The sequence below is a fragment of the Rhizobium sp. BK098 genome (assembly GCF_014193155.1).
Taxonomy (GTDB): Bacteria; Pseudomonadota; Alphaproteobacteria; order Rhizobiales; family Rhizobiaceae; genus Rhizobium.
Genome location: NZ_JACHYY010000013.1, coordinates 84116 through 106351, shown reverse-complemented (window position 1 = coordinate 106351; position 22236 = coordinate 84116). Strand labels below are relative to the sequence as shown.

The window sequence follows — 22236 nt, the reverse complement described above, 5'->3', positions numbered from 1 at the left end:
ATCCAAGATAGCTAAAACGGTTTTCGATAAAAAGCTAGATAACAGCATATCTTTTCAGCCAGAAAGGCAAGGATCATGGACGCGTTAAGTCAACATCGGCCGATAATGTCGAAAGAGCTTTCGAGGTCGGCATTATTTGCCATGGCGGCTGCCAGCGGCATCGCCGTGGCGAATATCTATTACAATCAGCCAATGCTGGGGATCATCGAGAACGAATTCCAGCACCAGCCGGTCACGGGCTTTATCCCGACCGCCACGCAGCTCGGCTATGCACTCGGCCTTTTCTTCCTGCTTCCGCTCGGGGACCTCGTCCATAGGCGCAAGCTGATCATCGGCCAATTTATCATTCTCTCGGTCGCGCTTGCGCTCGCGGCAGTAGCGCCTACCGCCTGGTCGCTCGTGCTGGCTTCGCTCGTCGTCGGTGCCAGTTCAACGGTCGCCCAGCAGATCGTTCCCTTTGCGGCTTCGCTTGCCTCCCCCGAGAAGCGCGGTTCGACAATCGGCACTGTCATGGCTGGCGTGCTATCCGGAATCCTGTTCAGCAGAACATTGTCCGGATTTGTCGGTCAGCATGCCGGATGGCGCGAGATGTTCTGGATCGGCGTGCCTTTGGCGCTTGGCGCAGCAGTCCTGATGTATTTCGCTCTGCCTCATCATCGTCCGACCTCGCGCATGGCCTATCATAGCGCCATCAAGTCACTTGCCCATTTGTGGAAGCGGGAACGGGCGCTTCGAACGGCCGCACTGATGCAGGCCTCGCTCTTCGGCTCGTTCACGGCTTTCTGGACGATCCTGGCGCTCTACCTGCAGACGCCGCGCTTCAACCTCGGCGCCGATGTCGCCGGCCTGTTCGGGATCGTTGGCGCAGCTGGCATCTTCGCCGCTCCGCTTGCCGGCAAGATCGCCGATCGCCGTGGACCGCATTTCGTCGTCTGGATGGGCGCTTTTCTGACGCTGGTCGCCTGGTTGATCTTCGGCCTGTGGGCCTCTCTCGCCGCGCTGGTGATCGGTGTCGTCATCCTCGATTTCGGCATCCAGAGTGCGCTCGTGTCGAACCAGCATATCGTCTACGCGCTCGATGCCGATGCTCGCAGCCGACTGAATACCATCTTCATGACCTCAATGTTCCTTGGTGGCGCGATCGGTGCGGCGCTGGCGACTGCAGCTTGGGGGTATGGCGGCTGGATCGGCGTCAGTGTCCTCGGCGCCCTACTTGCGGCGGTCGCCTTGGCCATTCGTGCGGTCGAACATCGTGCCCGTTCGACCACGGCTGCCAGCGCGCGATAGGAGATTGCCATGAAGCGGCTGCGTATTCGGATTGTCGGAGGATCGCTTGCAGGTCTCTTTGCTGGCATCCTCCTCCAGCGTGATGGCCACGACGTGAAAATCTACGAACGCTCTCCGTCCGGCTTGGCCGGACGGGGAGCAGGTCTTGTCGGACAGCATGATCTCTTCAGGATCCTGCGCGCCATCGGCTGTGAGCATGTTGCCCGCGTCGGTGTCGTCGCCAAGGAGCGGATCTATTTCAATCGGGACGGAAGCATCGCGGAGACATCGCGGACACCGCAGATGCAGATCTCCTGGGATTTCCTCTATTCGACCGTTGCATCCCATATGGTGGCCGAAAGCTATCAGATCGGGAAACCCGTGGTCGATGTGGTCGAAGGCGCGGAAGGGGCTCAGCTCCTGTTCGCCGATGGCCGTCGGGAAGATGCCGATCTCGTCATCGGCGCGGACGGCCTCGGCTCGGTCGTTCGTCCTCTGCTCAACAGGGACGCGTCGAACCGGTTCGCCGGCTACGTGGCCTGGCGCGGTCTTATTCCGGAGACAGCATTGCCGCAGGATGCCGCGGTCCTGCTGGACCGTTTCGCCTTTTACGTGACGAGCGGGATCCATGTTCTCGGCTATCTCGTTCCCGGCCCGGGCGGTGAAACCGGTCCCGGCGAGCGCCGATATAATTGGGTCTGGTACCGGCCGGTTGCGTCTGACGAACTGCAGACGCTGTTCACTGCCGCCGATGGCCGAATATTCGACTATTCTTTGCCGCGAGGCGCCTTGTCGGAGGAGCGGTTACAAATGCTCCGCTCGGATGCCGCCTCGATGTTGCCGCCTCCGTTGGTCAAGGCAATCGAAGCCGAATCCCTGCCTTCGATTCAAGGAATCTTCGACTTTGAAGCGACAAATATCGTATCCGCGCATACGGCCATCATTGGTGACGCAGCGTTTGTCGTTCGGCCACATACGGCGATGGGTGTCTCGAAGGCTGCCGGCGACACGCTCGCGCTGAGAGAAGCGTTGCTGGCTTCCGAAGATCTCTCCGAAGCGCTCGAACGCTACCAGAAAGAACGACTGCCGGTCGGAAAGAGTATCGCGGATTATGGCCGTCGGCTGGGCGCATCGGCTCTCTGAGACGGTGGCGGTGCCGCCGACCTCATCAGCGATTGCCCCTTCGATCCATTCCCGAATTAAAAGATATAGTTCGACGAAAAAGACCGCCCAGGGGCGACTGGGCGGTCTGGCGGACGCTTATCCGCAGGCTTCGGGAAGGGGAACCGAAGCGCAAGCTGGTAGCGGGGAGGAGAGCGCTACCCACCTCTTTCGAGGTGACGATTGACAGTAGCAACTCAGCCAATGGCCGCAAATCATACGGTCGTATGGTCTCGCTAAGACTTTCGAATGCCGCCGGTCCATCGGCCGAGATCGGCAGGTGAAACGTCCATGGAGCGGAGAAACAAACAATACGGACTGGCCGGCTTTTCCTAAACTGCGGCGGAGAACGAAGGCTTGCTGACTAACCGGCAAGCCGCCGCATTTGCACAGCGTTTGTGACGTTGCGAAACGCCAAGAAATGGATTGATCATGAATGAAGAAAACGCGCCTTTGCATCTCACATATCACATTGGCCGACACGATGGGGGTTGGGCCTATCGGCTGGGGGATGTCTGGTCGGAGCCTTATCCAAGCCACTCGGCGGCGCGCGCCGCAGCCCAGCGTGCGGCGCGCAGGCAGCAGCTTGAGGGCCGCGATGCAGAGATCGTCTTTCAGTCTGAAGACGGCTCCTGGCACAAGGAGCATGTCGAGGCAGACGATCGTCCCGAAGTCGATGTCGCCAACGAGTAACGGCCGAGAGGAGGCTCCACTCGCGCCATATCGCATCGAAGCGAACCGCCCAAAAATGCGAATTGTCGACCGCTATCGTTAATCTGACGGCGCAACGTGCCAGCTCCCGAACAAATTGCAGCGCTGCGCGACGCCGCACAGCGCGTTGGACCAACATGTCCCCTAAAAACAGGAGAAACTTATGAACTACAGAGTTCTGCTTGCCGGCTCTTGCGGCCGGCCGCGGAGGGCTGCGGGCCTGGCGTTAAACCTCGGCCTGTTCGTTCTTTGCTCGATCCTCACTGTCATCCTGCTGAGTGGATATGCGTCAGCCGGTGCCCCAAAGGTCGGCACCCAGGCGCCAGCTTTTTACCGTATGACGCTCGGCAACTTCGAAATCACCGCCCTGTCCGACGGCACGCATCCGTTTCCGGTCCATAAAGTCCTCACCAAGACATCGTTAAGCGACGGTCAGAGCGTGCCGCTCGATCAGTCCGCTCCAGGTGAGGCTGATGCGCTGCTTGCCGAAAGCAAGCTCGCCGTTCCAGTCGCGGGATCGATCAACGCTTTCCTGATCAATACCGGACCGAAGCTCATCCTGATCGATAGCGGCGCTGGCAGCCTCTACGGCAAATGCTGCGGCCACCTGATCGAGAATCTTCGGGCGGCTGGCTATGCCCCCGAGCAGGTCGATGAGATCTATCTCACCCATCTGCATGCCGATCACGTCGGCGGCGTGGCGCCGAACGGTGAGATGGCCTTTCCGAATGCCCTGGTCAGGGTGAGTCAGACCGACGCTGACTACTGGCTGAAGGATGCAAATGAAGCAGCGGCTCCGGAACTCCTGAAATCGATGTTCGAAGGCGCCAAATCATCGCTAAAGCCTTACATCGACGCGGGACGCTTCAAGCCGTTCGCCTATGGTGAGGAACTGGCTCCCGGCATCAAGCCGATCGCCAGCCCGGGACACACGCCCGGTCATAGCTTTTTCGACGTCGAGAGCAACGGTGCCAAGCTGCTGCTGTGGGGCGATGTCGTTCATGTCGGCGCCGTGCAATTCCCTGATCCGGCCGTGACGGTCGCCTATGACAGCGATGCCGAAATGGCGGAAAGCGAGCGTCTCGCGATTTTCGCCGACGCGGCAAAGAAGGGCTATTGGATCGGAGCGGCCCACATATCCTTCCCAGGCCTCGGCCATGTGAAGGCGAAGGACGGGCATTTCTTCTGGATCCCCGCCAATTACGCCGCCGCTCTAACAGATGCAAACTGAACGCAACCTCAGCGCGGACGAAGACCATCGGCGTACTGAGCTCGTGAAATGAGGCGAGGTTTCGTGGACGCACGGCGCCTCCCTTTGCGTTCGGGGCAGGGTTTGGTTGGCATACTTCCGGCCCGAACCTAGGTTTGGCTCGCGAAGTTTGTCAATGGACTCAACGGGTTCAGAGGCGTGGCCGATCGAATCTACCTCCAAGAGTTTCGCGCCGATAATACCTTGGTATGATCCGCTAAGACGCATGTGTGCTGGAACCGGATCTGTGTACGATTTCGTCGGCAGCCCGGTCGTTCCAAGATGACCTCATGAAGTTTAAAGGGTCACATTGGAGATAGACGATGTCCGCTGCCGCTGTTTTCGCCCACAATGCCTCCCCAATCACTTTCAAGAACGTCGCGACGGAAACCGCGGAGGAAGTATCTTCCCTTCTTTTGTGCGCGATCCGTTGTGTTGACAAAGACGAGACGATCGCGATCGATCTCATGAAGCAGGCTTCCAACTTGCTGAAGCCGTTCTCAGTCGTGGTCGAAGCCGCCGAGCGCCAGCGCAACCCCTCCGGCGGCCTCGCTCCCTGGCAGATCAATCGCGTGAAGAGCTACATCGAGGAGCGCATATCGCATTCGATCGCTCTCGATGAACTGGCACAGGTCGCAAAGCTCAGTACCAGCTACTTTTCCGCCGCCTTCAAGGTGACGTTCGGCATTTCTCCGCACAATTATATCGTCGAACGCCGGGTGGAGTTTGCGAAATATCGCATGCTGAACAGCGACGCCCCTCTCTGCGAAATCGCGCTTGATTGCGGGCTGGCGGACCAAGCCCATCTTTCGCGAATTTTCCGGCGTGTGACCGGAACGACCCCGAGCGCCTGGCGACGGTACATGACAAGTCCAGAAAGCCGGGCGGTCGCCGCCTGACGGAATGACGCCGCCAAGGCACTGCTCTGACACAGGTCTCACGCGCGGAAGAATGGACAATTTAGGGAGGCTTCGCTTTGTGTGCGGACTACGTCAGAAGCGAAAGAAGCTAGCAAAGCGGCGCGCAATGATTGAAGGATCCAGATATCTCACTATGCTCAGTCGGAAAGCATCTTGGATCGGTGCGTATGAAAGAAGCTGCGATGCCACCAACCGCCCTTATAGGGATTGTCGATGATGACGCTGAGTTCTTGGCGGCGCTGAGTAGCCTTGTTCGCTCGTTCGGGTGCAAGGTGGAATGTTTCAATTCCGCCGAATTGTTGGTCAACCGGGCCAATCTCCTGGATTTCGCCTGCGTCATCAGCGACATCAACATGCCGAAGGTGAATGGCCTGGACCTTATCGACGTCCTCCGTCATGAGGTCGAGGAACTGCCGATCATCCTGATGACTGGAAGCGGCGCGTCGAACCTGGAGGAAAAGGCCTACGGCTGCGGTGCGCGAGGCTTCGTCACCAAGCCCTTCGGTTTTGAGGAGCTCGCGTCGAGCCTGAAGGAAATCGGCGTGATTGCGGAATAGGGCGCGCTAGGCCTCGTTCAGCCCGAGAGATTCAGCCATCTTGACGAGGTCGGCCAGCGTGCGAGCGTCCATCTTGCGCATCGCCGCGCCGCGATGGATCTTGACCGTGACCTCGCTCAGGGATAACCGGCCGGCGATTTGTTTGTTCATTAGTCCTATCGCGACCAGCGCCATCACTTCCTTTTCGCGGGAGCTGAGCTCTTCGTAGCGAGCTCGCAATGATGACACCTCGGAATCCTTTGACCGTCGCTGACGGTCGATCTCCAATGCTCGGGACACCGCGTCCAACATGTCCTGATCTCTAAAAGGTTTCGGAAGGAAGTCGATGGCGCCAGCCTTCATCGCGCGGACCGTCATCGGGATATCTCCAAAACCGGTCATGAAGATCAAAGGGATGGACTTCTCGTTCTTCAGGAGCTGGTCCTGGAAATCGAGTCCGCTAAAGCCTGGCAGCCGCACGTCCACCAGCGCGCAGCAAGGCCCGCCCGAGCCCGAGAAGACGGAGAAATTTGGAACCGTCTCATGGAGCACGGTTTTCAAGCCGACGGAGCGAAGCAAGCTGTCGAGCGAAAGACGCAAGTCATGATCATCATCGATGACATGCACAATTGGTGTCGTGTTCATATCCAAACCGGGTTGAGACGAAGGCTGGTTCTTCGGCAATGCCGTCCTGCAGGCTGTTGCTGCCTATCCATCTGCGTGCGTCTGCTCCACGGGAAGGCCAAAGCTGAAACGTGCTCCCAAGTGGGGCGTCGACTGGAGCTCGATGCGGCTCCCGTGCGCTTCTATGATCGAACGGCAAATGGCAAGACCTATGCCGATGCCAGTTTCCTTGGTGGAGAAAAAGCTATCGAAAAGTCGCTCGCGAACATGAGGATCAATCCCCGGTCCACTGTCTTCGACGTCCACGATGACATCAGCGCCGCCCTGCCGGGTGCGAATGCACAGGGTCCTGTTCCAGGCCTGTCCGTCCGACATTGCCTGGGTGGCGTTCAGGGCGAGATTGACGATCACCTGCAGGATCTGTGTCTTGTCAGCTTTCACAAGTGGAAGCGTGGGCGAAAGATCGAGGCGCAGGGTGATCTGACGTTTGGCGAAATCGGTTCGCAGGAGAAGGATCGTTTCCTCGATGACCGAATTGATGTCGGTCGGGAGGCGCTCCGACTTCTTGTTGCTGGCCATTGCCCGCATCGTTGTGATGACGTCGGCCGCGCGCTTGCCGTTCTTGGCGATGCGTTCGAGCAGGAGTTTGGCCTCGGCGATGTCAGGCTCATCCCTGGACAGCCACCGCAATCCAGCCTCGGCGCTCGCGACGATGGTCCCGAGCGGCTGATTGACCTCATGGGCAATCGAGGCGGTCATCTCTCCCAGCAGCGAGATGCGAGCCGAGCGCGCCAGGTCGCTTTGCAGGCCATCCTTTGTCTGCTCGAGCGATGTTCTCTCACGAAGGCTCGAGAAGCTCAGATAGATGTCGTGTGAAGCAGTGTCCCGCTCAACCTGCCAGAGATTGAAAGCGACCTGATGTTCGCCCCCGCCTGCAACCGTCAGATTGCCGTCATAGGCGATCGCAGCTCGACCTTGAAAGAGTTGATAGAGGCCTTCCGTAAAATGCTTTAGCGCATCTTCCGCGAGAACCGATGCGATTGGCCGCATGAGGATCATCGCTGGATTTTTGACCTGAAGCAGTGCGCAGGCACTAGGATTGGCTTGCTCGATAAGGCACGCGTTGCCAAGGGCGCAGCTGACGTCCTGACTAAGTTCGAACGCGTGACTGCCTATTTCGATCGGCCGAAGGTTGGCGATGACATTCCATGCATCTTTCGCCGAGAGGCGGAGGATGCCCATCGGCATGAAATGAATGAGGCCGCCATCGGCAGTCACCTCATATGACGCGTCGATACTCATCGCCGCAAGAAACCAAGCAGGTCTTGGTTCAGCCTGTCCTTGTGCGTGAACAATAGGCCATGCGGAGCACGTTCATAGACCTTTAGCTCGGCCTCGGGAATGAGCTGAATAGCCTGTTCGGCCGTGGCCTTGAACGGGACGAATGCATCGTCTTCGCCGTGAATGATCAGCACCGGAACATTGAACCGCTTGATATCGCCGCGGTAGTCTGTGGCTGCGCATGCGGTGATCGCATCATGTGCCGCCTTCAAGGAACCCTGCATGGCGATCTGGTGCAACTGGATCATACTTCCTTCGGAAACTGTCGTGCCGTCACGGTCCGCGCCAAAAAACAGCCGGGCAAAGCCGCGCATGAATTCGGCCCGATCCGCTCTTAAGCCGGCGCGCACGCCCTCAAAGACGGGCTCGGGAACGCCGCATGGATAATCGTCGCTCTGTGCAAGCTTGGGAGTGGTTGCTCCAATGAGAACGACACGAGCCACCCGATCCGTACCATGGCGGCCGATGTAGCGCGCGATTTCGCCGCCGCCCATGGCATAGCCCACCAGCGTGACCTCAGTTAGATCCAGCGTGCGAATGAGCTCGTCGAGATCGTCTGCGAACGTGTCGTGGTCATAGCCATGCCAGGGCTGATCCGACCTGCCGAATCCACGACGGTCATGGGCAATAACTCGGTAGCCATGGGATGCAAGAAACATCATCTGATTTTCCCACATATCGCTGCTGAGCGGCCAACCGTGACTGAAAAAAACCACCGGACCGCTGCCCCAGTCCTTGTAATAAAGACGCGTGTCGTCGCGGACCGTCAAGATTGGCATCCGTCTAACTCCGTTGCAAGAACTGAGGTTTTTTTGAATTATCCGGACGCTATCACAGCGATTTTAGCCGCACCATAGGTGGAATTTACAAGACGGAGCTATGCGTCAAAGAACGAGCCTTTCGTTCAAAACTGATCACCCTTTCGACGCGCGGATCGAAGATCGGTCTGTCGGGGGTAGTCTTTCGGACCTTTTGAAATCCTCCTTTCGGTTCTGCGACTTCGGTCATGCAGTCGCGGCGTGCAAACACTTGAATCTAAGCTTTAAGCGTTTGAGCTTCATGTCACGTCGGCGTAGCTGAGACCTAATGGAAAGCACCTTGAGAAGCGATGGAAAGAACGTTAGATGCCGACATTTGCGCGAAATGCTCACATAAAAAGACGCCACGCCGAAAGAGCAATCTCGGCGCGCGGTGCGGCGGCTGTGATTGTGATTGCTAGTTGTCGAATATATCCGTTCCAGTATGTTCTAGCCTGGAGGAGGGTATCTGGGCTGATGTGCTTAAGGTTGGACGGGAGAGACGGTTGAGCCCTGAACATTTCAGCGGAGCGGGTATCGGGAGTTATTTCGGCATACCGGAGGCGGCGGTTCTGGAAGTGGTGCCAGTGGAATCGGCTGTCTTTTATACGGCGAAGCTGACAAAGACTCTGGGGGGCGGCCAATTTCAGGAGGCAAGGATTCCGACCTCGGATGCCTATCTCCTTATGATATACCTTGAAGATGCGCTCCACGCCGACATCGACCGATACGGTACCCGCACTGCCGTCAATTCCTATCGACGGGGATTAATATGTCTCATCGATCTTTTCGACGGCGCGGCCTTTGAATTGCATAGCGATCTCCACGCTCTTGCGCTCGTCCTGCCCAAGGCGCTTCTTCTGGAGATTGCAAGGATTTCGACTTTTACGAGAAATAGCAAGCTCATTTGCAAGAGGCGGCATCCGGATGAGGTTCTGTCAAATTTGGCAACGGCTCTCGTGTCGTTGTTCGACGCAAGTGGCCTCGTCCTGCCGGCGCTCCTGAAGTCCATGGCGCTCGCAGTCTGCGCTCACTTGCTTCACGATTACTGCGATAAGTTCATGTGCAACGGCGTTTCGCCCAGCTCTCTATCGGTGGAGCAGGAGAAGGCCGCTAAAGAATACATGATCGAAAATTTAGGACGCGAACTGAGTGTAGTCGAGATTTCGTCTGCAACCGGGCTATCGCCCAATCATTTCACTCGGGAATTCCGTAGAGCAACTGGAATAACGCCCTATCAATGGCTTATGAAAATCCGGATCGATCATGCCAAAGACCTTCTGCCGACGTCCGCGCACTCGCTCAAGGATATCGCGGCCGAATGCGGATTCACCGATCAAAGCCATTTTACCAAGGTCTTTGCACGCGAAACGGGCTCCACGCCCGCGGCTTGGCGGCACAGGAAAACTCACTGAGCGAATCTTTGCAAAAAATCGTTCGATGATTACTGGTGCTTGCGTCAAGTGCGATAATGTCGACTTCACGGCTCGGCATCGGAAGCTCCCGGAGCAGCGGCATATGAGGCGACCTATGGATTCGACGCGGGCATCAAGTTATACCTAACTGAACAATGCGGGGCGGGGCTCTACCGAGTTTCGTTGAAACCGAGAGGCACTACCAATGGCGATGGACGGACTTGGCGTCAGGGTCCAACATAAGAGGGATTCCTTCGGATGCACGGTGGAGAGGCTCGATGAGGACTGGCAGCTTTTCGCCGGTAACATGACCTTTTTCAGAAAGGCATCGAAAACGGCACCAGGAAGAGTCACCACCCCGGCAGGTGCAGATGGATATCTAATTGGTCTTTCGGTTCAGCGTGGTCACCGCAGGCGGATTTTCGATGGGCAGCGCTCGACCGTTCACGATTTTAACGAGAGCCACATCTATGTTCGTGATCTGTGCGAGTCCTACAAAGCCGATTTGAGCGGCTCGTTTGACTTTATTCTGGCGCAAATTTCGGGCTCTGACCTTGAGGAGATCGCGGCAGAATCGGACTTGGGAGACGTTTCTGCCCTGGCAACCACGACCGCACGTCCGGATGCGCTGCTAGCCGGATTGTTGCGCACGCTGATTGGATGTGGAGCAAGGCAGCAAAGTAATCGCCTCTTTGTGGACCAGATCTCCACTGCGATTGGCGTTCACCTGGCTCATACCTACGGGAACGGACGCCTTCGAACGCCAGATCGCCGACTGACGCTTTCGAAGAAGCAGGAGCATCTCGCAAAAGAGCTTTTGAGAAGCAGGATTGCGGCTAAGGTTTCAATCAGCGAGATCGCTCTCCTTTGCGATCTGCCAAGATTTGCGTTCATCCGCGCTTTCCGTGAGACGACGGGAATGACACCCCACGAATGGCTTCGAGAAGCACGTCTGGAACGCGCCTGTCTGTTGCTTCGGAATGGTGAGCTCTCGCTTGCGGACATAGCCGCAGCATGCGGATATCCGGAAGTCGTCAATTTTGTTGGCGCCTTCACAAGATCGATGACCATCACACCTGAAGCTTGGCGGCTCGCCGCCGGCGTCAGATCATCCTCGCTTTAGGCGATTAAATATGTTCCCCGTGCGCCGTCATGCCGACCGCCGGCAAAAAGCGAAATTATTGCCTCAAGCCCAGCCTGAGGCTTGAAAATCTACAAGTCTTCATGGGCTCAGGCCCCCGCAACCAATAATCTATCCCCCTCAGCTCCTAGCCATGGCAATACTAGCCAAGCCCGCAGCTGCCCTGGCAATCGTCTGTCGAAAAGCTAGCCGCACATTTTCCCGAAATAACGCAATGCTCCCGTAATCTGCTTCGCAGACCATCCGTGCATCAAAGCAATCAAAGGCGGGTGGTTATGCGGTTTTTTCTTCTTTTGGCCTGCATCCTGGCGGTCGGCAGCTCCTCTCTATCGGCCGCCGAACTCGGTTCGGAGCGCAGAAATCGGCACCCTCTCCTCGTTCAATATAGATATGACCCATGTACCGATGGCCGCGTGAGCGACGGGCGTCCGAAGAGTTGCGAGGAGTTGCGGCGCGCCTGGCGGCATGACCGATGGCGCGACTGGCCGGATGAAAAATATAGCCGTACACGACGATCCTTTATCAATCCATGTACCAACGGGCGTTTTAACGACGGCCAGCCCCGATCTTGCCGGGAGCTGCTGGACTGGCTGGATTGGCAATGAAAACGGTCCTCTCGCTGTCGTCCTGGCCTTTGGTGTTCTTCTCTGGCCTGCTTCTCACTCATTTCGCTTTCGAGAGCGAACGGCCAATGTTTGGCTTTGCGCTTGTCTATACCGGCGAGGTGCTGCTGCTCTTGCTGCTCGAACGCTATATTCCCTATGAGCGGCATTGGCTGCTTCCTGATGGCGAGACGGCTAATAACGTCGCCCATACGCTGCTGACCAAGGGGGCGGTGCAACTGTTTGCACTAGTCGGCGCCGTTTTCCCGATGCTGACGGCCACTGTGCTGCAGCCGTTCGCCGGTGCCCGCTTCGATCTGTGGCCGACGGCACCACCCATGCCGTTTCAAGTGGCGATCGCTGTCGTCGTCGCGGAATTCGGCCTCTACTGGGCGCATCGGATCGCCCATGAAAGATTGTTCTTCTGGCGCTTTCACGCGCTGCATCACAGCGTTATCAGGCTATGGGTCGTCAACACAGGCCGCTTCCACATTGCCGATTCGCTGTTCAAGGTAGCCCTCAGCCAGCTGCCGATCTATCTGCTGGGCGCACCGCTCCAGGTTTTCTGGTGGCTTGGTGCGATCACGGCGTTCATGGGCATTCTCACCCACTGCAACGTCGATATGCGAACCGGTATTTTCGATTATATCTTCAGCACGCCGCGACTGCATCGCTGGCATCATTCCAAGGACATGCGCGAGGGCAACACGAACTACGGTGAGAATGTCGTGTTCTTCGATCTGCTGTTTGGCACCTATTTCAATCCCGATCGACCATCTTCGACGGATATTGGCATCCGCGGCGAGGTCGCGAAAAATTTTCTCGGCCAGCTGGCGCAGCCTTTCCGCAAGGAAGGCATCCGCCAGATCCTTGGGCGCCCGACAAAAAGCGGCTGATGCCGCAAAGCGCAATGCTGCCGTAATCCATGAGACGTACCTCTGCCAGCAATCTCTCTCCAGTTGCAAAGGACGTTCTGATGACTGCCATTCGCATGAAGCAGCTCCCCCGTGGAATTGCTGCGCTCATAGTCCTGCTAATCCTGCCGGCCTGTGCCTCGCAGATCATGAAGAGCTATATTGGCGCGCCGATCAGCAGCGTGATGCTGGACTATGGTCCGCCGGATAATGTCTATGATCTAGGCCCGGGCGCGCGTGCCTATCAATGGCGCAAGCAGAAGACGCAGGTGGTGTCAGGCCAATCCAGCGGCGAAATCCGGGATACACGTCGCGGCAAACGTTATGAAGTCACCGAAACGCCAGGTTACGTCGAGCATACGGAATGTTTCTACACCTTCTATACCCGAGGCTCCGGTCCCGATTGGTATGTAACGAGTTTTCGCCAACCTTCGCTTGAATGCGAATAAATCCCTCTAGCGGCCCAGCGGAAGCCGGATGATTCCGCTGCTCGCAAGGGAACAACTCAATCCCGACCTGGTTCGTCAATTTTGCCCCATCGCCAACGCCATGGGGCATCGCTTTTCCACCAGGCAACGAAAATCAGCAATGCCGTCGGGACGATGATCGCTGTGGCGTAGCCGATTGGATGACTATCCGCATTAGGCCCGCCGACGAAGATAAAGGCCATCAGCACCAGCGCATAGATAACAAGCGCCATCCAGCCCTGCCAGCAGCAAGGCCGGCCGGCTCCGTAACCATAGGCTTTGACATGGAACCACGGGGCTTGGCATCTCATGCAGTCGGATCCCTTGGCGGATCAGTCATCGCTTCGCTGCACTTCTCCACCGGGATTGTCCGGCAACTTTCGGGCAACCGCAAGACCGCCGATCGTGCGAAACGCGATGGCAGCGAATGGTTCGATTGCGTACGCATGACGCGGCTGACTTTCATGATCGAAAGCGGCGAAAGCGCTGATTTGGGGTTCGATCAGCCATCCTCCGCCGCTCTCCTTCGCGCATGCCCTGGCTTGACTAGGACATGCTGACCTCTGCAAATCGGCGATCAGAAGCGATAGTTCAGGCCGGCCTTGATGACGTGATCGCGCAGATCGGTCTTCGACTTGCCGCTCGATGTCGTCGTGGAGACGTCGTTGGTCATGACGTAGTTATATTCGATCTTGGCCGACAGGCCGCCGCCGAAGCCCTGTTCGACGCCGCCGCCGACAAGATAACCCTGCTTCCAGCCGCCAGAGGTGGAAACGCCCTTGCCGCCTTCGAATTTCGTCATCGTCAGACCCGCGGTGCCATAGACCAGCGTGCGGTCGAAGGTCAGGCCGGCCTTGGCCTTGGCCGCGCCGCGGAAGCGTTCTTCCACCTTGCCGTTCGGTACGTGCAGTTCGTTGTTTCCGAGATAGGAGCCTTCCAGTTCGGCGCCGACGATACCTGGTCCTACCTGGAAATTGTAGCCGGCTTGCACGCCGCCGGTCAGCCCCTTGCCGCTGGCGAAAGGATTGAACTTAGGCGAGGCGATACCGCCATGGGCACCGAAATAGGCGCCGCTCCACTGAAAGGCCGCCGGCCTGTCATAGGCGGAGGCATCCGGGGCCTGGTAGGTGGTAAGATCGGCGGCTGATGCATTGTTTGCGGCCGCCATGGCCAGAGCCGCGAACAGAATCGATTTTACGCTGAGCGACATTGCTAACTCCATACGAAACCCATGCGCCACTCTCGACGCTCGCAAGGTCTCAGTTGCGTTGGAGAACCGAACATCGGTTCCTGCTGCTCTCCGGGACCGACCGCCTTGGGGAGCGGGTCGCCTTCAGGAGATGGAGGTCATTTTGCCGGTGAGAATTGCGAGTACATTGCAGGATTGAAAAATATTCATAAATTATCTAGTATTTTAAGATAGTTGATCGGATTTCCTTAACTATTTCTTAAGGTCTAGCAGTCGGAGCGTCGTGATGGGTATGCAGGATCTTTGTCCGTTGCCTGATGATGGCGCCTCTACCAATCTCGATCGTGAAGTTCATTTCTTGACCGATCAGCGTCCTTGCGCGCAGCCTACCTGCCCATCCTTCGTTTTAGTCGACTGCTTGCGGCTCCTCATCACGAGCGGATTCCACCCACGCCGCGCCGACGGCCGCGCCCAGCGACAGCAAGAATGCCAGAAAGATGCAGGCCGTGCGAAACGAGGTCAGACCCATCGCAGCGCCCGTCAGCATGTATTCGACCGGCAGGAATAGCAGAGCGATCGAATAGGAAAGACCCATCACATGGGGTCGGCAGTCGCGTGGCGGCTTCAATTGCAGGATCGCGACGAAGGCGGGTGAAAGCCAGCCGTTCGCCAATCCGGCAACGAGACCGGCCACCATCATCGTCATCGGCGAAATCTCGATCCATAGAATGCCCATCGAAAGCGCTAGGCCGAGCAGAGCCTTGGAAACGATAGCCGTAGGCGCCGGTAAGGCATGGCGCGATGCGAGATGCAGGTTCATCATGATCGTGCCCGTCGCCGATGCTGCAATGAAGAGCCCGAGCCACGCCACCGATTCACCCTGCAGGCGCAAGGCAGCCGGCACGATGAAAATCTGCAGCACCATGAAGAAGCCGAGCGCCGCACTTGCGCAAAGAGCGAATGGCAAAGACACGGCTGCAGTGCGGAACCGCCTGCCGGCGTGGAGGATATCGCCAAGCTTCGGCGCCGGCCCCAGCCGGAACCGCGGCAGGCTGAAAGACAGCAGCATCATGGCGATGAAATTGCCGATTACGATCCACCATGCCGCATCCTTCGGGCCGATGACGGCAATGATGAAAGCGCTGGCGGCAGAAGCCGTCAACAGCAAGAGGCCATCGATCGTATCGTCGATGGAAACCGCCGCGGCTGATGACAGCCTCGAAAGCCGCGCGATTTCCGGCGTCTTCGCCTCGGTGGCGACAGTCGCCGGACCGTCGAGTATCGACCCTGCGAAGCTGAGAAGGAGGAAGGTGCCCGGATGCAGGAAGTCCGCCATATAGAGGATCGCGATCATCAGCGACGCCAGCATGCCGATCTTCGCGGAGATGAGCGCGGTGTGGCGCGTGCCCAGCATCTCCGCCACATAGCCGCCAAAGACCATGCCGATCAGAAGAACCATGCCGTTCACGAAAGCGATCAGCGCCATGCACACGACGCTACGGGTGAGATCGTACATGATCCAGGGATAGAGGACGGCTGCAAAGGCATGGCTGGAATTCAGAGCGATATTGCTCAATTGAAGCCCGACGAAAGGCCATCGCACGCGGCGTTGAAGTTGAAACATGGCTCTTTCCTGACGATCGTTTTCATCGTCAGGTTCGGCGCTCCGCCTTGCGGCAACATTACGGAAATAAAATTATTGCAGCGGGGACCGCAGCGGCCACCTGCGCACCCTCAGCGATCATGTCTCCAGGGTGCGAAGATCTATTCGCAGCGCTGGCCGGTGGCGCGATCGAAGAGATGCAGCGCGCCTGCGTCGAAGCCGAGCTTGAGGCTCTGCCCTTCGGCAATCACTGTGCGCGGCGGCAGGCAGGCCATCAGCCGCTGCGAGCCCGCCTGCGCTGTCACGATCAGTTCGGGGCCGGTCAATTCCGCGACTTCGCATATGGCTTCGAGCTTGCCGCCCTCATCGAGATGCAGTGTTTCCGGCCGGATGCCGATGACCAGCTCCTGGCCTTGGTTGATCGCCGCTTTCGTCGACGGCATCGGCAGGATGATCGAGGTGCCGTCGATGCGCAGCGAACCCTGGTCGGCGGTCGCGTTCAAAAGGTTCATCGGCGGCGCACCGACGAAGGTCGCGACGTAAAGTGTTGCCGGATGATTGTAGATTTCGTCCGGCGTGCCGAGCTGCTCGATCCGGCCGTCGCGCATCACGGCGATGCGCGTTGCGAGCGTCATTGCCTCGATCTGGTCGTGCGTCACATAGACGACCGTGGTCTTCAGCATCTGGTGCAGGCGCTTCAACTCGGTGCGCATCTCCATGCGCAGCTTGGCGTCGAGGTTGGAGAGCGGCTCATCGAAGAGGAAGACCTCCGGCTTGCGCACCAGCGCCCGGCCGATCGCTACGCGCTGGCGCTGGCCGCCGGAAAGCTGGCTCGGCTTGCGCTCCAGCAGTGCTTCGATCTGCAAGAGCTTCGCCGCCTCGCGTACCGCCTTGTCGCGCTCGGCGGCAGGCACCTTGCGCATTTCCAGGCCGAAGCCGATGTTGCGGTGGACCGAGAGGTTTGGATAGAGCGCGTAGGACTGGAACACCATGGCGATGTCGCGGTCCTTCGGATGCACGCCGAGCACGGAGCGATCGCCGATGCGGATATCGCCGCTCGTCGCCTCGGCAAGCCCGGCGATGATGTTCAGAAGCGTGGACTTGCCGCAGCCCGAAGAGCCGAGCAGCACCAGGAATTCGCCGCTTTCGAGCGAAATATCGATGCCTTTCAGCGTCTCCACTTCGCCGTAGCTCTTGCGGATGTTCTGGATTTCGAGCGCGCTCATTAAACGGCCTCCTCGGATGCTTGGGCCGGGCCGTAGCTGCGCGGCAGTGTGGAAATGGCGCGGGATGCGACCGCGGTCCCCGCCGAGAGGCAGGCCGCAGGCGGCTCGCCGCGGGCAAGGGCGGCCAGAAAGCCGGCATTGAAGACATCACCGGCGCCGATCGTATCGACGACAGTGACGCGGGGCGCCGCGGCCGAAACGAGATTGCCGTCAGCATCGATGGCGATCGCGCCATCCGGACCGCGCTTGACGACGAAGATGGCACCTTGAGGCATCAACGCATGGAGCGCGCGCGCGGCTTCGGCCGGATCGTCCATGCCGGCTAAGGTCGTCGTCTCGACTTCGTTCATGAGCGCCACGCCGCAGCGCGCAAGCCAGTCACGGGTCGCGCTGCAATTCGTATCCGTCCAGCCGTCGAGTGGCCAGCCGGTGTCGAGCGCGACGGTGATCCCATGCTTGTCGGCCCAGTCGAACAGGGCATCGTAGTCCCGCGTGAGATCTTCTGTGAGGAAGGCGCCGCACAGAAGCGCATAACCACCGGCAAGCCTGTTGCCGTCGAGAACCGCAAACACGTCATCGATATTGAACCGCGGCAGGTGCCCACGCGTCGTGAAGAAGGTGCGCTCGCCATCGGGATGGGTGATGCCGACCGAGAGCGTCGTGCCCTCCGGACGCACCGGCCATTTGCTGCTGCGCGCCCCGAAGGCTTCGCTGAGCCAGCGTCCGAACTGGTCGCTGCCGACATTGGCGGCAATCTCGTAATCGACGCCAAGGCCTTCCCAGGCAAGCGCGCTATTGCCCGCCTGACCGCCGACTCGCAGCTCGTCATGATCGACGATGATCTCGGTGCCGGCCTTCGGCCAAGGTGCCGCCGGTCCGAGGATCAGATCGATGTTAACGTTGCCGATGACTGCAAGCGGCTTCATTCATTCGCTCCGGGTGATCTTGGCGGAGCGCACCGGCGTGCCGGCATTCTCCACCCGCTCGTCGGCAAAGGCGATCATCAGTAACTGGGCAACGGGCAGCATCTGGAAGACGGCGGCAATGCCTGTTTCCGGTTTGAAGCGCAGGGTGACGCAGCCAGACACAGGCTCTTCTTGCGAACCGTCGAAGACGATTACGGGCGCACCCGTCTCGACGGCGGAAACGGCCATGGCCGTCACGAGACCAGCCGTCGCATCATTGCCGCGGAAAAGGACGACGCCGATCGAAGGCCCGAGCATTTCCATCGGCCCGTGACGCAGCTGACCGCCTTCAAGCGAGAAGCAGGGACGGCGGGAAAGCTCGGTGAGACCGAGCGCCAGCGCCTCCGCAACGCCCTGCAGGCGGCGGCCTGAGGTAACCACCGTCGCGACATTGGCGAGAGCCGCGAGAGCCGGCTTGATATCGAGCGTCTCCGGGGCACGAAGCACGGCGAGCGCAGATGCCGGATCCTGACCGAGGGCTGCGAAGATCGCCAGATGCAGCGCGAAGGTGACGGTGAGGCTGCGGGTTGCCGCAAAGGCAAGCTCGGTGCCGCCAACGCCGACGAGGGAGGGAGCGGTCTTTGCGAGGAAGGAGCTGCCCTCCAGGGTCAGGCCGAACGTGTCGGCAGTACCGCCCGTTTCCTTGAACCAGCGCACGACCTCGGCACTTTCCCCGGATTGCGAGGTCATGAAGACCGTGCGTCCATCCGACGACAATGGCTGGCCGAGCTGCTCGGAGAGCGGCAGTGCGATCGCATCGATGCCGGCGGCGCGATAGAGTGGCTCGACGGCGCGGTTGACGGCATGGGAGCCGCCCATGCCGAGCAGCAAGAGCTTGCCTGTGCGCTTCAGCGAAGCGGCGGCCTTGGCCGCCATATCGGCTGATGCTTCGAAGGAGGCAAGCGCGTCGGCGTGCTGGCGAGCCATTTCGCGGTCGATGGCGGCAAGGCCTTCGGGGCGTGTGTTCTCTGTGGTCATGATCATCCCTTGACGCCGCCATTGGTAAGGCCCGAGATCAGGGCACGTTGCATGACAAGGCCGATCAACACCGGGGGCAGGGCGGCCAGCACACCGGCAGTCGCGATCAGTCCGTAATCCGAGACACGGCCGCCGGCCAGATCCGCTATGGCGACGGTGAGCGTCTTGGCGCGCTGGTCTGACGTGAAGAGCAGCGCGTAGAAGAATTCATCCCAGGCAAGCAGGAAGGCGAAGAGCGCCGAGGTCGCCATGACGGGCATGGCAAGCGGCAGCGTGATGATCTTCAGCGTCTGGAACAGCCCGGCGCCATCGATCATCGCCGCAGCCTCGATTTCCTTCGGAATGGAATCGAAGCCGGATTTCATCAGCCAGGTCGTGAACGGCGCAAGGATCGTCAGATAGACGAGTGCCAGGCCGAAGACGTTGTTGAGCAGGCCGAGATAGGCAAGCCCCATATAGAGCGGCACGGCGAGTGCCACCGGCGGCAGCATATAGGTGGCGATGACCATAGAGAGCGACCACCCGACGGACGGCGTGCGCGACACGGCCCAGCCGGCGGGGATGGCGAGCGCAATAGCGGCGATGGTCGCCATGCCGGCGACTTCGATGCTGTTGCGCAGCGACGATGTGAAGGCGGCGCCTTCGCTGTTTTCCAGCGTCGACAGCAGCACTCTGTAGCGCGAGAAATCCGCCGTCTGCGGCCACCAGCGCAGCGGCTTGGCGGCAAGATCGGCAGCCGGCGAAATGCTCATGATGAAGAGCCAGGCGATCGGCGCCAGGATGACGATGGCGAGTAGGATGGCGCAGATATAGATGAAGCAGGTAAAGAGCGGGCTCTTGCGTTCCATCAGGTGGCACTCCCTGCGGTTTTGCGAACGAGGGCGGCATAGGCGGCGGCCAGCACCGTAACCAGCAGCGTAACGATAAGGGCGAGCGATGCACCTGACCCCGCTCGCTGGAAGGAGAAGGCTTCCTGGTAGACGAGGATCGACAGCGTGCGCGTGCTGTTTGCCGGGCCGCCGCGGGTCATCACCCAGATGATGTCGAACACCTTGAAAGCCTCGATGGTGCGCAACACCAACGCGACCATCAATGGCCCGACAAGATATGGAAGGATCACGAAGCGGAAGCGCTTGAAGGGGCCGGCGCCGTCGACCAGCGAGGCGGCGGTGATATCGCGCGGCACGGCCTGCAGGGCGGCGAGCGCAATCAGCGCCACTAGCGGGAAATTCTTCCAGCAATCGGCGACTATGAGTGCCGTGAGCGCCGTGCCCGGCTCGCCGAGCCAGGAGCGATAGGCGTCGATGAGGCCGAGTTGGGTGAGTGCCGCGTTCAGCGCGCCATATTCGGGATTGTAGATCAGCCGCCAGAGTGTCGCGTTGACGACGGTTGGCAGCGCCCAGGGCAGGATCATCAGCGCGCGCAGCACGCCCCGGCCCTTGAAGTCCTGGTTCAGCAGCAGGGCGGCCAGCACGCCGAGCACCATTTCGGCGGCGACGGAGATGATTGCGAACCACGCCGTGGTAATCAGGGTGCGCTGGAAATTGGAATTCGCCAGCATCTTTGGATAGTTGTCGATACCGACAAAATTGCCGCCGGTTCCCACAAGCTTCGCATCGGTGAAAGAAAGGCCGACCGTATCGACGAGAGGCCAGCCGATGACGGCGATCATCACCACTAGCAGGGGCAGCATCAAAAGCCAGGCGCGAGTTGTCATCGAGGTGCCGGACATGGCGGGCCCCTTCTTTCATTCTTCATGGAGGGTAGAGGCGGGCGGCGCTTGGCGCCGCCCGATAAGACTATCAGAGACCGCTGTTGGAGGCTGCCGACTTCAGCGCATCTTCCGGGGAAGATTGGCCGAGCAGGGATTCCTGGATCGCCTGCTGAAGTGCTGTCGACAGTTCCTGATACTTCGGCGTCGTCGGACGCGGATACATGGCGGCGAGGCCGACCTTTGCGGCTGCGATCAGCTCTTCCTGGCCCTTGGTCACGGCGGGGTCGTCGTAGGACGATGCCCAGATCGGCAAGCTGAGCTTGGCATACTGGTTCTGCGTCGCTTGCGAGGTCATGAAAGTGATGTACTTCCAGGCCTCGTCCGGATGCTTGCTGGCGGACGTGATGCCGAGGCCCATCGAGCCATTGACGGCTGAAGCCTCGCTCTTGCCGGCCACACCTGGTGCCGGCACGACGCCGACCTTGCCCGCGACCTTGCTGTCCTTCGGGTCGTTCGCCATGTTGTACATGTAGGTCCAGTTCAGCGCGAAGGCGGCGTCGCCGTTTTCGAAGACCTTGCGGACATCCTCTTCGAGGAATTCCTTGGAGTTCGGGTTGGTGAGGCCGGACTTGTAGCTGGTGACTATGTATTTCAGGGCATCGAGGCCGCCGCCGGTCTGAAAGGCGGGCTTGCCGTCCTTGATGAAATCACCCTTATAGGCGCTGACCAGCGTGGCGTAGTCGCAGATCGCGGCTTCCGCCTGCGACCAGCTCCAGGCGATCGGCGTTGCCAGCAGGCCCTTGTCCTTGATGATCTTGGCCTGTTCGTTCAGTTCGTCCCAGGTCTTCGGCGGCGTCTTGATGCCGGCCTTTTCCAGGATTTCCTTGTTGTAGAACAGATACTTGGTATCGAGGATCCAGGGCATGCCATAATATTTGCCCTCATACTGCACCGTCGTCCATGCGCCCGGCAGCACGCTCTTCTTCGTGTCGTCGGAGATGCGCGAGGAAACGTCGACCAGAACCTTGTTCGTCGCGTATTCGGCCGGCCAGATCACGTCGAAGAGCACGACGTCGTAGCCGCCGCCGGACCCTTGAGCCAGCACGGTCTTATCGTGCAGGCCTTCATAAGGGACGAATTCAAGATTGACCTTGATGTCAGGATTGGCCTTGGAGAAGGCGTCCGTCATGGCGCGCACATCGGCTTCGCTATAGGCGGCCTGCGCCATGAAAAGGGCATTGATCGTGGTTTCGGCAAAAGCGTGCGAGGCGAAGGATACGCCGATCAGCGCTGCGCCGAGCAATGTCTTGTTCAATGATTTCAACATTCCATCCTCCGGTTTTTTGACAGTCACGCGATTTTTCCAATGGCGGCTGAAGCGTCGCCATCGGTTGTCGAGCAGGCAATTGGCCGGGCT

The 22236-nt window shown here is 59.2% G+C and carries 22 protein-coding genes; 10 read left to right on the top strand and 12 right to left on the bottom strand.

The window, feature by feature from the left end:
• Window positions 1-75 precede the first annotated feature (75 nt).
• From FHT73_RS25835 to FHT73_RS25810, 6 genes are all read left to right on the top strand, one after another.
• Window positions 76-1287, top strand: a complete 1212-nt coding sequence (locus tag FHT73_RS25835; protein ID WP_112609731.1) for an MFS transporter — start codon at window positions 76-78, stop codon at window positions 1285-1287.
• Between the two features lie 9 nt (window positions 1288-1296).
• Window positions 1297-2409, top strand: coding sequence for an FAD-dependent monooxygenase (locus FHT73_RS25830; protein WP_112609733.1), 1113 nt, complete (start codon window positions 1297-1299; stop codon window positions 2407-2409).
• A gap of 450 nt (window positions 2410-2859) precedes the next feature.
• Window positions 2860-3120, top strand: coding sequence for a DUF2188 domain-containing protein (locus FHT73_RS25825; RefSeq protein WP_246712225.1), 261 nt, complete (start codon window positions 2860-2862; stop codon window positions 3118-3120).
• Between the two features lie 181 nt (window positions 3121-3301).
• A complete protein-coding gene (locus FHT73_RS25820; RefSeq protein WP_112609735.1) occupies window positions 3302-4369 on the top strand; it encodes an MBL fold metallo-hydrolase in 1068 nt (355 codons plus the stop codon).
• A 341-nt stretch (window positions 4370-4710) separates the two neighbouring features.
• On the top strand, window positions 4711-5286 hold the full coding sequence (locus tag FHT73_RS25815; RefSeq protein WP_112609737.1) for an AraC family transcriptional regulator: 576 nt from the start codon (window positions 4711-4713) through the stop codon (window positions 5284-5286).
• 188 nt (window positions 5287-5474) lie between these two features.
• On the top strand, window positions 5475-5864 hold the full coding sequence (locus tag FHT73_RS25810; RefSeq protein WP_112609739.1) for a response regulator: 390 nt from the start codon (window positions 5475-5477) through the stop codon (window positions 5862-5864).
• 6 nt (window positions 5865-5870) lie between these two features.
• On the opposite strand, the gene FHT73_RS25805 is transcribed toward FHT73_RS25810, so the two are convergent.
• From FHT73_RS25805 to FHT73_RS25795, 3 genes are all read right to left on the bottom strand, one after another.
• Window positions 5871-6488 (bottom strand): response regulator, encoded by a 618-nt coding sequence (locus FHT73_RS25805; protein ID WP_112609741.1) that lies wholly within the window; start codon window positions 6486-6488, stop codon window positions 5871-5873.
• 63 nt (window positions 6489-6551) lie between these two features.
• Window positions 6552-7769, bottom strand: a complete 1218-nt coding sequence (locus FHT73_RS25800) for an ATP-binding protein (protein WP_112609743.1) — start codon at window positions 7767-7769, stop codon at window positions 6552-6554.
• Window positions 7766-8587: an alpha/beta hydrolase gene (locus tag FHT73_RS25795; RefSeq protein WP_183715759.1), complete on the bottom strand. Its 822-nt coding sequence runs from the start codon at window positions 8585-8587 to the stop codon at window positions 7766-7768. The genes FHT73_RS25800 and FHT73_RS25795 overlap by 4 nt, the downstream gene beginning before the upstream one ends.
• A gap of 524 nt (window positions 8588-9111) precedes the next feature.
• Here FHT73_RS25795 and FHT73_RS25790 point away from each other — a divergent pair.
• From FHT73_RS25790 to FHT73_RS25775, 4 genes are all read left to right on the top strand, one after another.
• Window positions 9112-10020, top strand: a complete 909-nt coding sequence (locus FHT73_RS25790; RefSeq protein ID WP_183715757.1) for an AraC family transcriptional regulator — start codon at window positions 9112-9114, stop codon at window positions 10018-10020.
• Window positions 10021-10225: 205 nt separating this feature from the next.
• Entirely contained in the window at window positions 10226-11143 is a 918-nt protein-coding gene (locus FHT73_RS25785) for an AraC family transcriptional regulator (RefSeq protein ID WP_183715755.1), read from the top strand.
• A 619-nt stretch (window positions 11144-11762) separates the two neighbouring features.
• On the top strand, window positions 11763-12659 hold the full coding sequence (locus FHT73_RS25780) for a sterol desaturase family protein (protein WP_183715753.1): 897 nt from the start codon (window positions 11763-11765) through the stop codon (window positions 12657-12659).
• 80 nt (window positions 12660-12739) lie between these two features.
• A complete protein-coding gene (locus FHT73_RS25775; protein WP_112338850.1) occupies window positions 12740-13126 on the top strand; it encodes a hypothetical protein in 387 nt (128 codons plus the stop codon).
• Between the two features lie 56 nt (window positions 13127-13182).
• Here the strand turns inward: FHT73_RS25775 and FHT73_RS25770 are convergent, their stop codons facing one another.
• The 9 genes from FHT73_RS25770 to FHT73_RS25730 all read right to left on the bottom strand — a co-directional run bounded on the left by FHT73_RS25770 (window position 13183) and on the right by FHT73_RS25730 (window position 22146).
• Window positions 13183-13455, bottom strand: a complete 273-nt coding sequence (locus FHT73_RS25770) for a hypothetical protein (RefSeq protein WP_112609751.1) — start codon at window positions 13453-13455, stop codon at window positions 13183-13185.
• Window positions 13456-13721: 266 nt separating this feature from the next.
• Window positions 13722-14354, bottom strand: coding sequence for an outer membrane beta-barrel protein (locus FHT73_RS25765; RefSeq protein WP_112609753.1), 633 nt, complete (start codon window positions 14352-14354; stop codon window positions 13722-13724).
• A gap of 385 nt (window positions 14355-14739) precedes the next feature.
• A complete protein-coding gene (locus FHT73_RS25760) occupies window positions 14740-15957 on the bottom strand; it encodes an MFS transporter (RefSeq protein ID WP_112609755.1) in 1218 nt (405 codons plus the stop codon).
• Window positions 15958-16097: 140 nt separating this feature from the next.
• On the bottom strand, window positions 16098-17162 hold the full coding sequence (locus tag FHT73_RS25755) for an ABC transporter ATP-binding protein (protein ID WP_183715751.1): 1065 nt from the start codon (window positions 17160-17162) through the stop codon (window positions 16098-16100).
• Complete coding sequence (locus tag FHT73_RS25750) at window positions 17162-18088, bottom strand: PfkB family carbohydrate kinase (RefSeq protein WP_183715749.1); 927 nt, start codon at window positions 18086-18088, stop codon at window positions 17162-17164. Before FHT73_RS25750 ends, FHT73_RS25755 begins: the two co-directional genes overlap by 1 nt.
• A complete protein-coding gene (locus tag FHT73_RS25745) occupies window positions 18089-19111 on the bottom strand; it encodes an SIS domain-containing protein (RefSeq protein WP_183715748.1) in 1023 nt (340 codons plus the stop codon).
• Window positions 19108-19953 carry a carbohydrate ABC transporter permease gene (locus tag FHT73_RS25740; protein WP_112338858.1) on the bottom strand — a complete coding sequence of 282 codons (846 nt, stop codon included), beginning with the start codon at window positions 19951-19953 and terminating at the stop codon, window positions 19108-19110. Before FHT73_RS25740 ends, FHT73_RS25745 begins: the two co-directional genes overlap by 4 nt.
• Entirely contained in the window at window positions 19953-20837 is an 885-nt protein-coding gene (locus FHT73_RS25735; RefSeq protein WP_183715746.1) for a sugar ABC transporter permease, read from the bottom strand. The genes FHT73_RS25740 and FHT73_RS25735 overlap by 1 nt, the downstream gene beginning before the upstream one ends.
• Before the next feature lie 70 nt (window positions 20838-20907).
• A complete protein-coding gene (locus FHT73_RS25730) occupies window positions 20908-22146 on the bottom strand; it encodes an extracellular solute-binding protein (protein WP_183715744.1) in 1239 nt (412 codons plus the stop codon).
• Window positions 22147-22236: the final 90 nt, after the last annotated feature.

Bases quoted from the DNA above. Each gene is read 5' to 3' on its own strand.
- FHT73_RS25770 (WP_112609751.1), bottom strand. From the start codon at position 13,455: ATGAGATGCCAAGCCCCGTGGTTCCATGTCAAAGCCTATGGTTACGGA.
- FHT73_RS25760 (WP_112609755.1), bottom strand. From the start codon at position 15,957: ATGTTTCAACTTCAACGCCGCGTGCGATGGCCTTTCGTCGGGCTTCAA.
- FHT73_RS25780 (WP_183715753.1), top strand. From the start codon at position 11,763: ATGAAAACGGTCCTCTCGCTGTCGTCCTGGCCTTTGGTGTTCTTCTCT.
- FHT73_RS25765 (WP_112609753.1), bottom strand. From the start codon at position 14,354: ATGTCGCTCAGCGTAAAATCGATTCTGTTCGCGGCTCTGGCCATGGCG.
- FHT73_RS25775 (WP_112338850.1), top strand. From the start codon at position 12,740: ATGACTGCCATTCGCATGAAGCAGCTCCCCCGTGGAATTGCTGCGCTC.
- FHT73_RS25785 (WP_183715755.1), top strand. From the start codon at position 10,226: ATGGCGATGGACGGACTTGGCGTCAGGGTCCAACATAAGAGGGATTCC.
- FHT73_RS25825 (WP_246712225.1), top strand. From the start codon at position 2,860: ATGAATGAAGAAAACGCGCCTTTGCATCTCACATATCACATTGGCCGA.
- FHT73_RS25800 (WP_112609743.1), bottom strand. From the start codon at position 7,769: ATGAGTATCGACGCGTCATATGAGGTGACTGCCGATGGCGGCCTCATT.
- FHT73_RS25755 (WP_183715751.1), bottom strand. From the start codon at position 17,162: ATGAGCGCGCTCGAAATCCAGAACATCCGCAAGAGCTACGGCGAAGTG.
- FHT73_RS25740 (WP_112338858.1), bottom strand. From the start codon at position 19,953: ATGGAACGCAAGAGCCCGCTCTTTACCTGCTTCATCTATATCTGCGCC.
- FHT73_RS25735 (WP_183715746.1), bottom strand. From the start codon at position 20,837: ATGTCCGGCACCTCGATGACAACTCGCGCCTGGCTTTTGATGCTGCCC.
- FHT73_RS25730 (WP_183715744.1), bottom strand. From the start codon at position 22,146: ATGTTGAAATCATTGAACAAGACATTGCTCGGCGCAGCGCTGATCGGC.
- FHT73_RS25745 (WP_183715748.1), bottom strand. From the start codon at position 19,111: ATGATCATGACCACAGAGAACACACGCCCCGAAGGCCTTGCCGCCATC.
- FHT73_RS25820 (WP_112609735.1), top strand. From the start codon at position 3,302: ATGAACTACAGAGTTCTGCTTGCCGGCTCTTGCGGCCGGCCGCGGAGG.
- FHT73_RS25835 (WP_112609731.1), top strand. From the start codon at position 76: ATGGACGCGTTAAGTCAACATCGGCCGATAATGTCGAAAGAGCTTTCG.
- FHT73_RS25795 (WP_183715759.1), bottom strand. From the start codon at position 8,587: ATGCCAATCTTGACGGTCCGCGACGACACGCGTCTTTATTACAAGGAC.
- FHT73_RS25805 (WP_112609741.1), bottom strand. From the start codon at position 6,488: ATGAACACGACACCAATTGTGCATGTCATCGATGATGATCATGACTTG.
- FHT73_RS25750 (WP_183715749.1), bottom strand. From the start codon at position 18,088: ATGAAGCCGCTTGCAGTCATCGGCAACGTTAACATCGATCTGATCCTC.
- FHT73_RS25830 (WP_112609733.1), top strand. From the start codon at position 1,297: ATGAAGCGGCTGCGTATTCGGATTGTCGGAGGATCGCTTGCAGGTCTC.
- FHT73_RS25810 (WP_112609739.1), top strand. From the start codon at position 5,475: ATGAAAGAAGCTGCGATGCCACCAACCGCCCTTATAGGGATTGTCGAT.
- FHT73_RS25815 (WP_112609737.1), top strand. From the start codon at position 4,711: ATGTCCGCTGCCGCTGTTTTCGCCCACAATGCCTCCCCAATCACTTTC.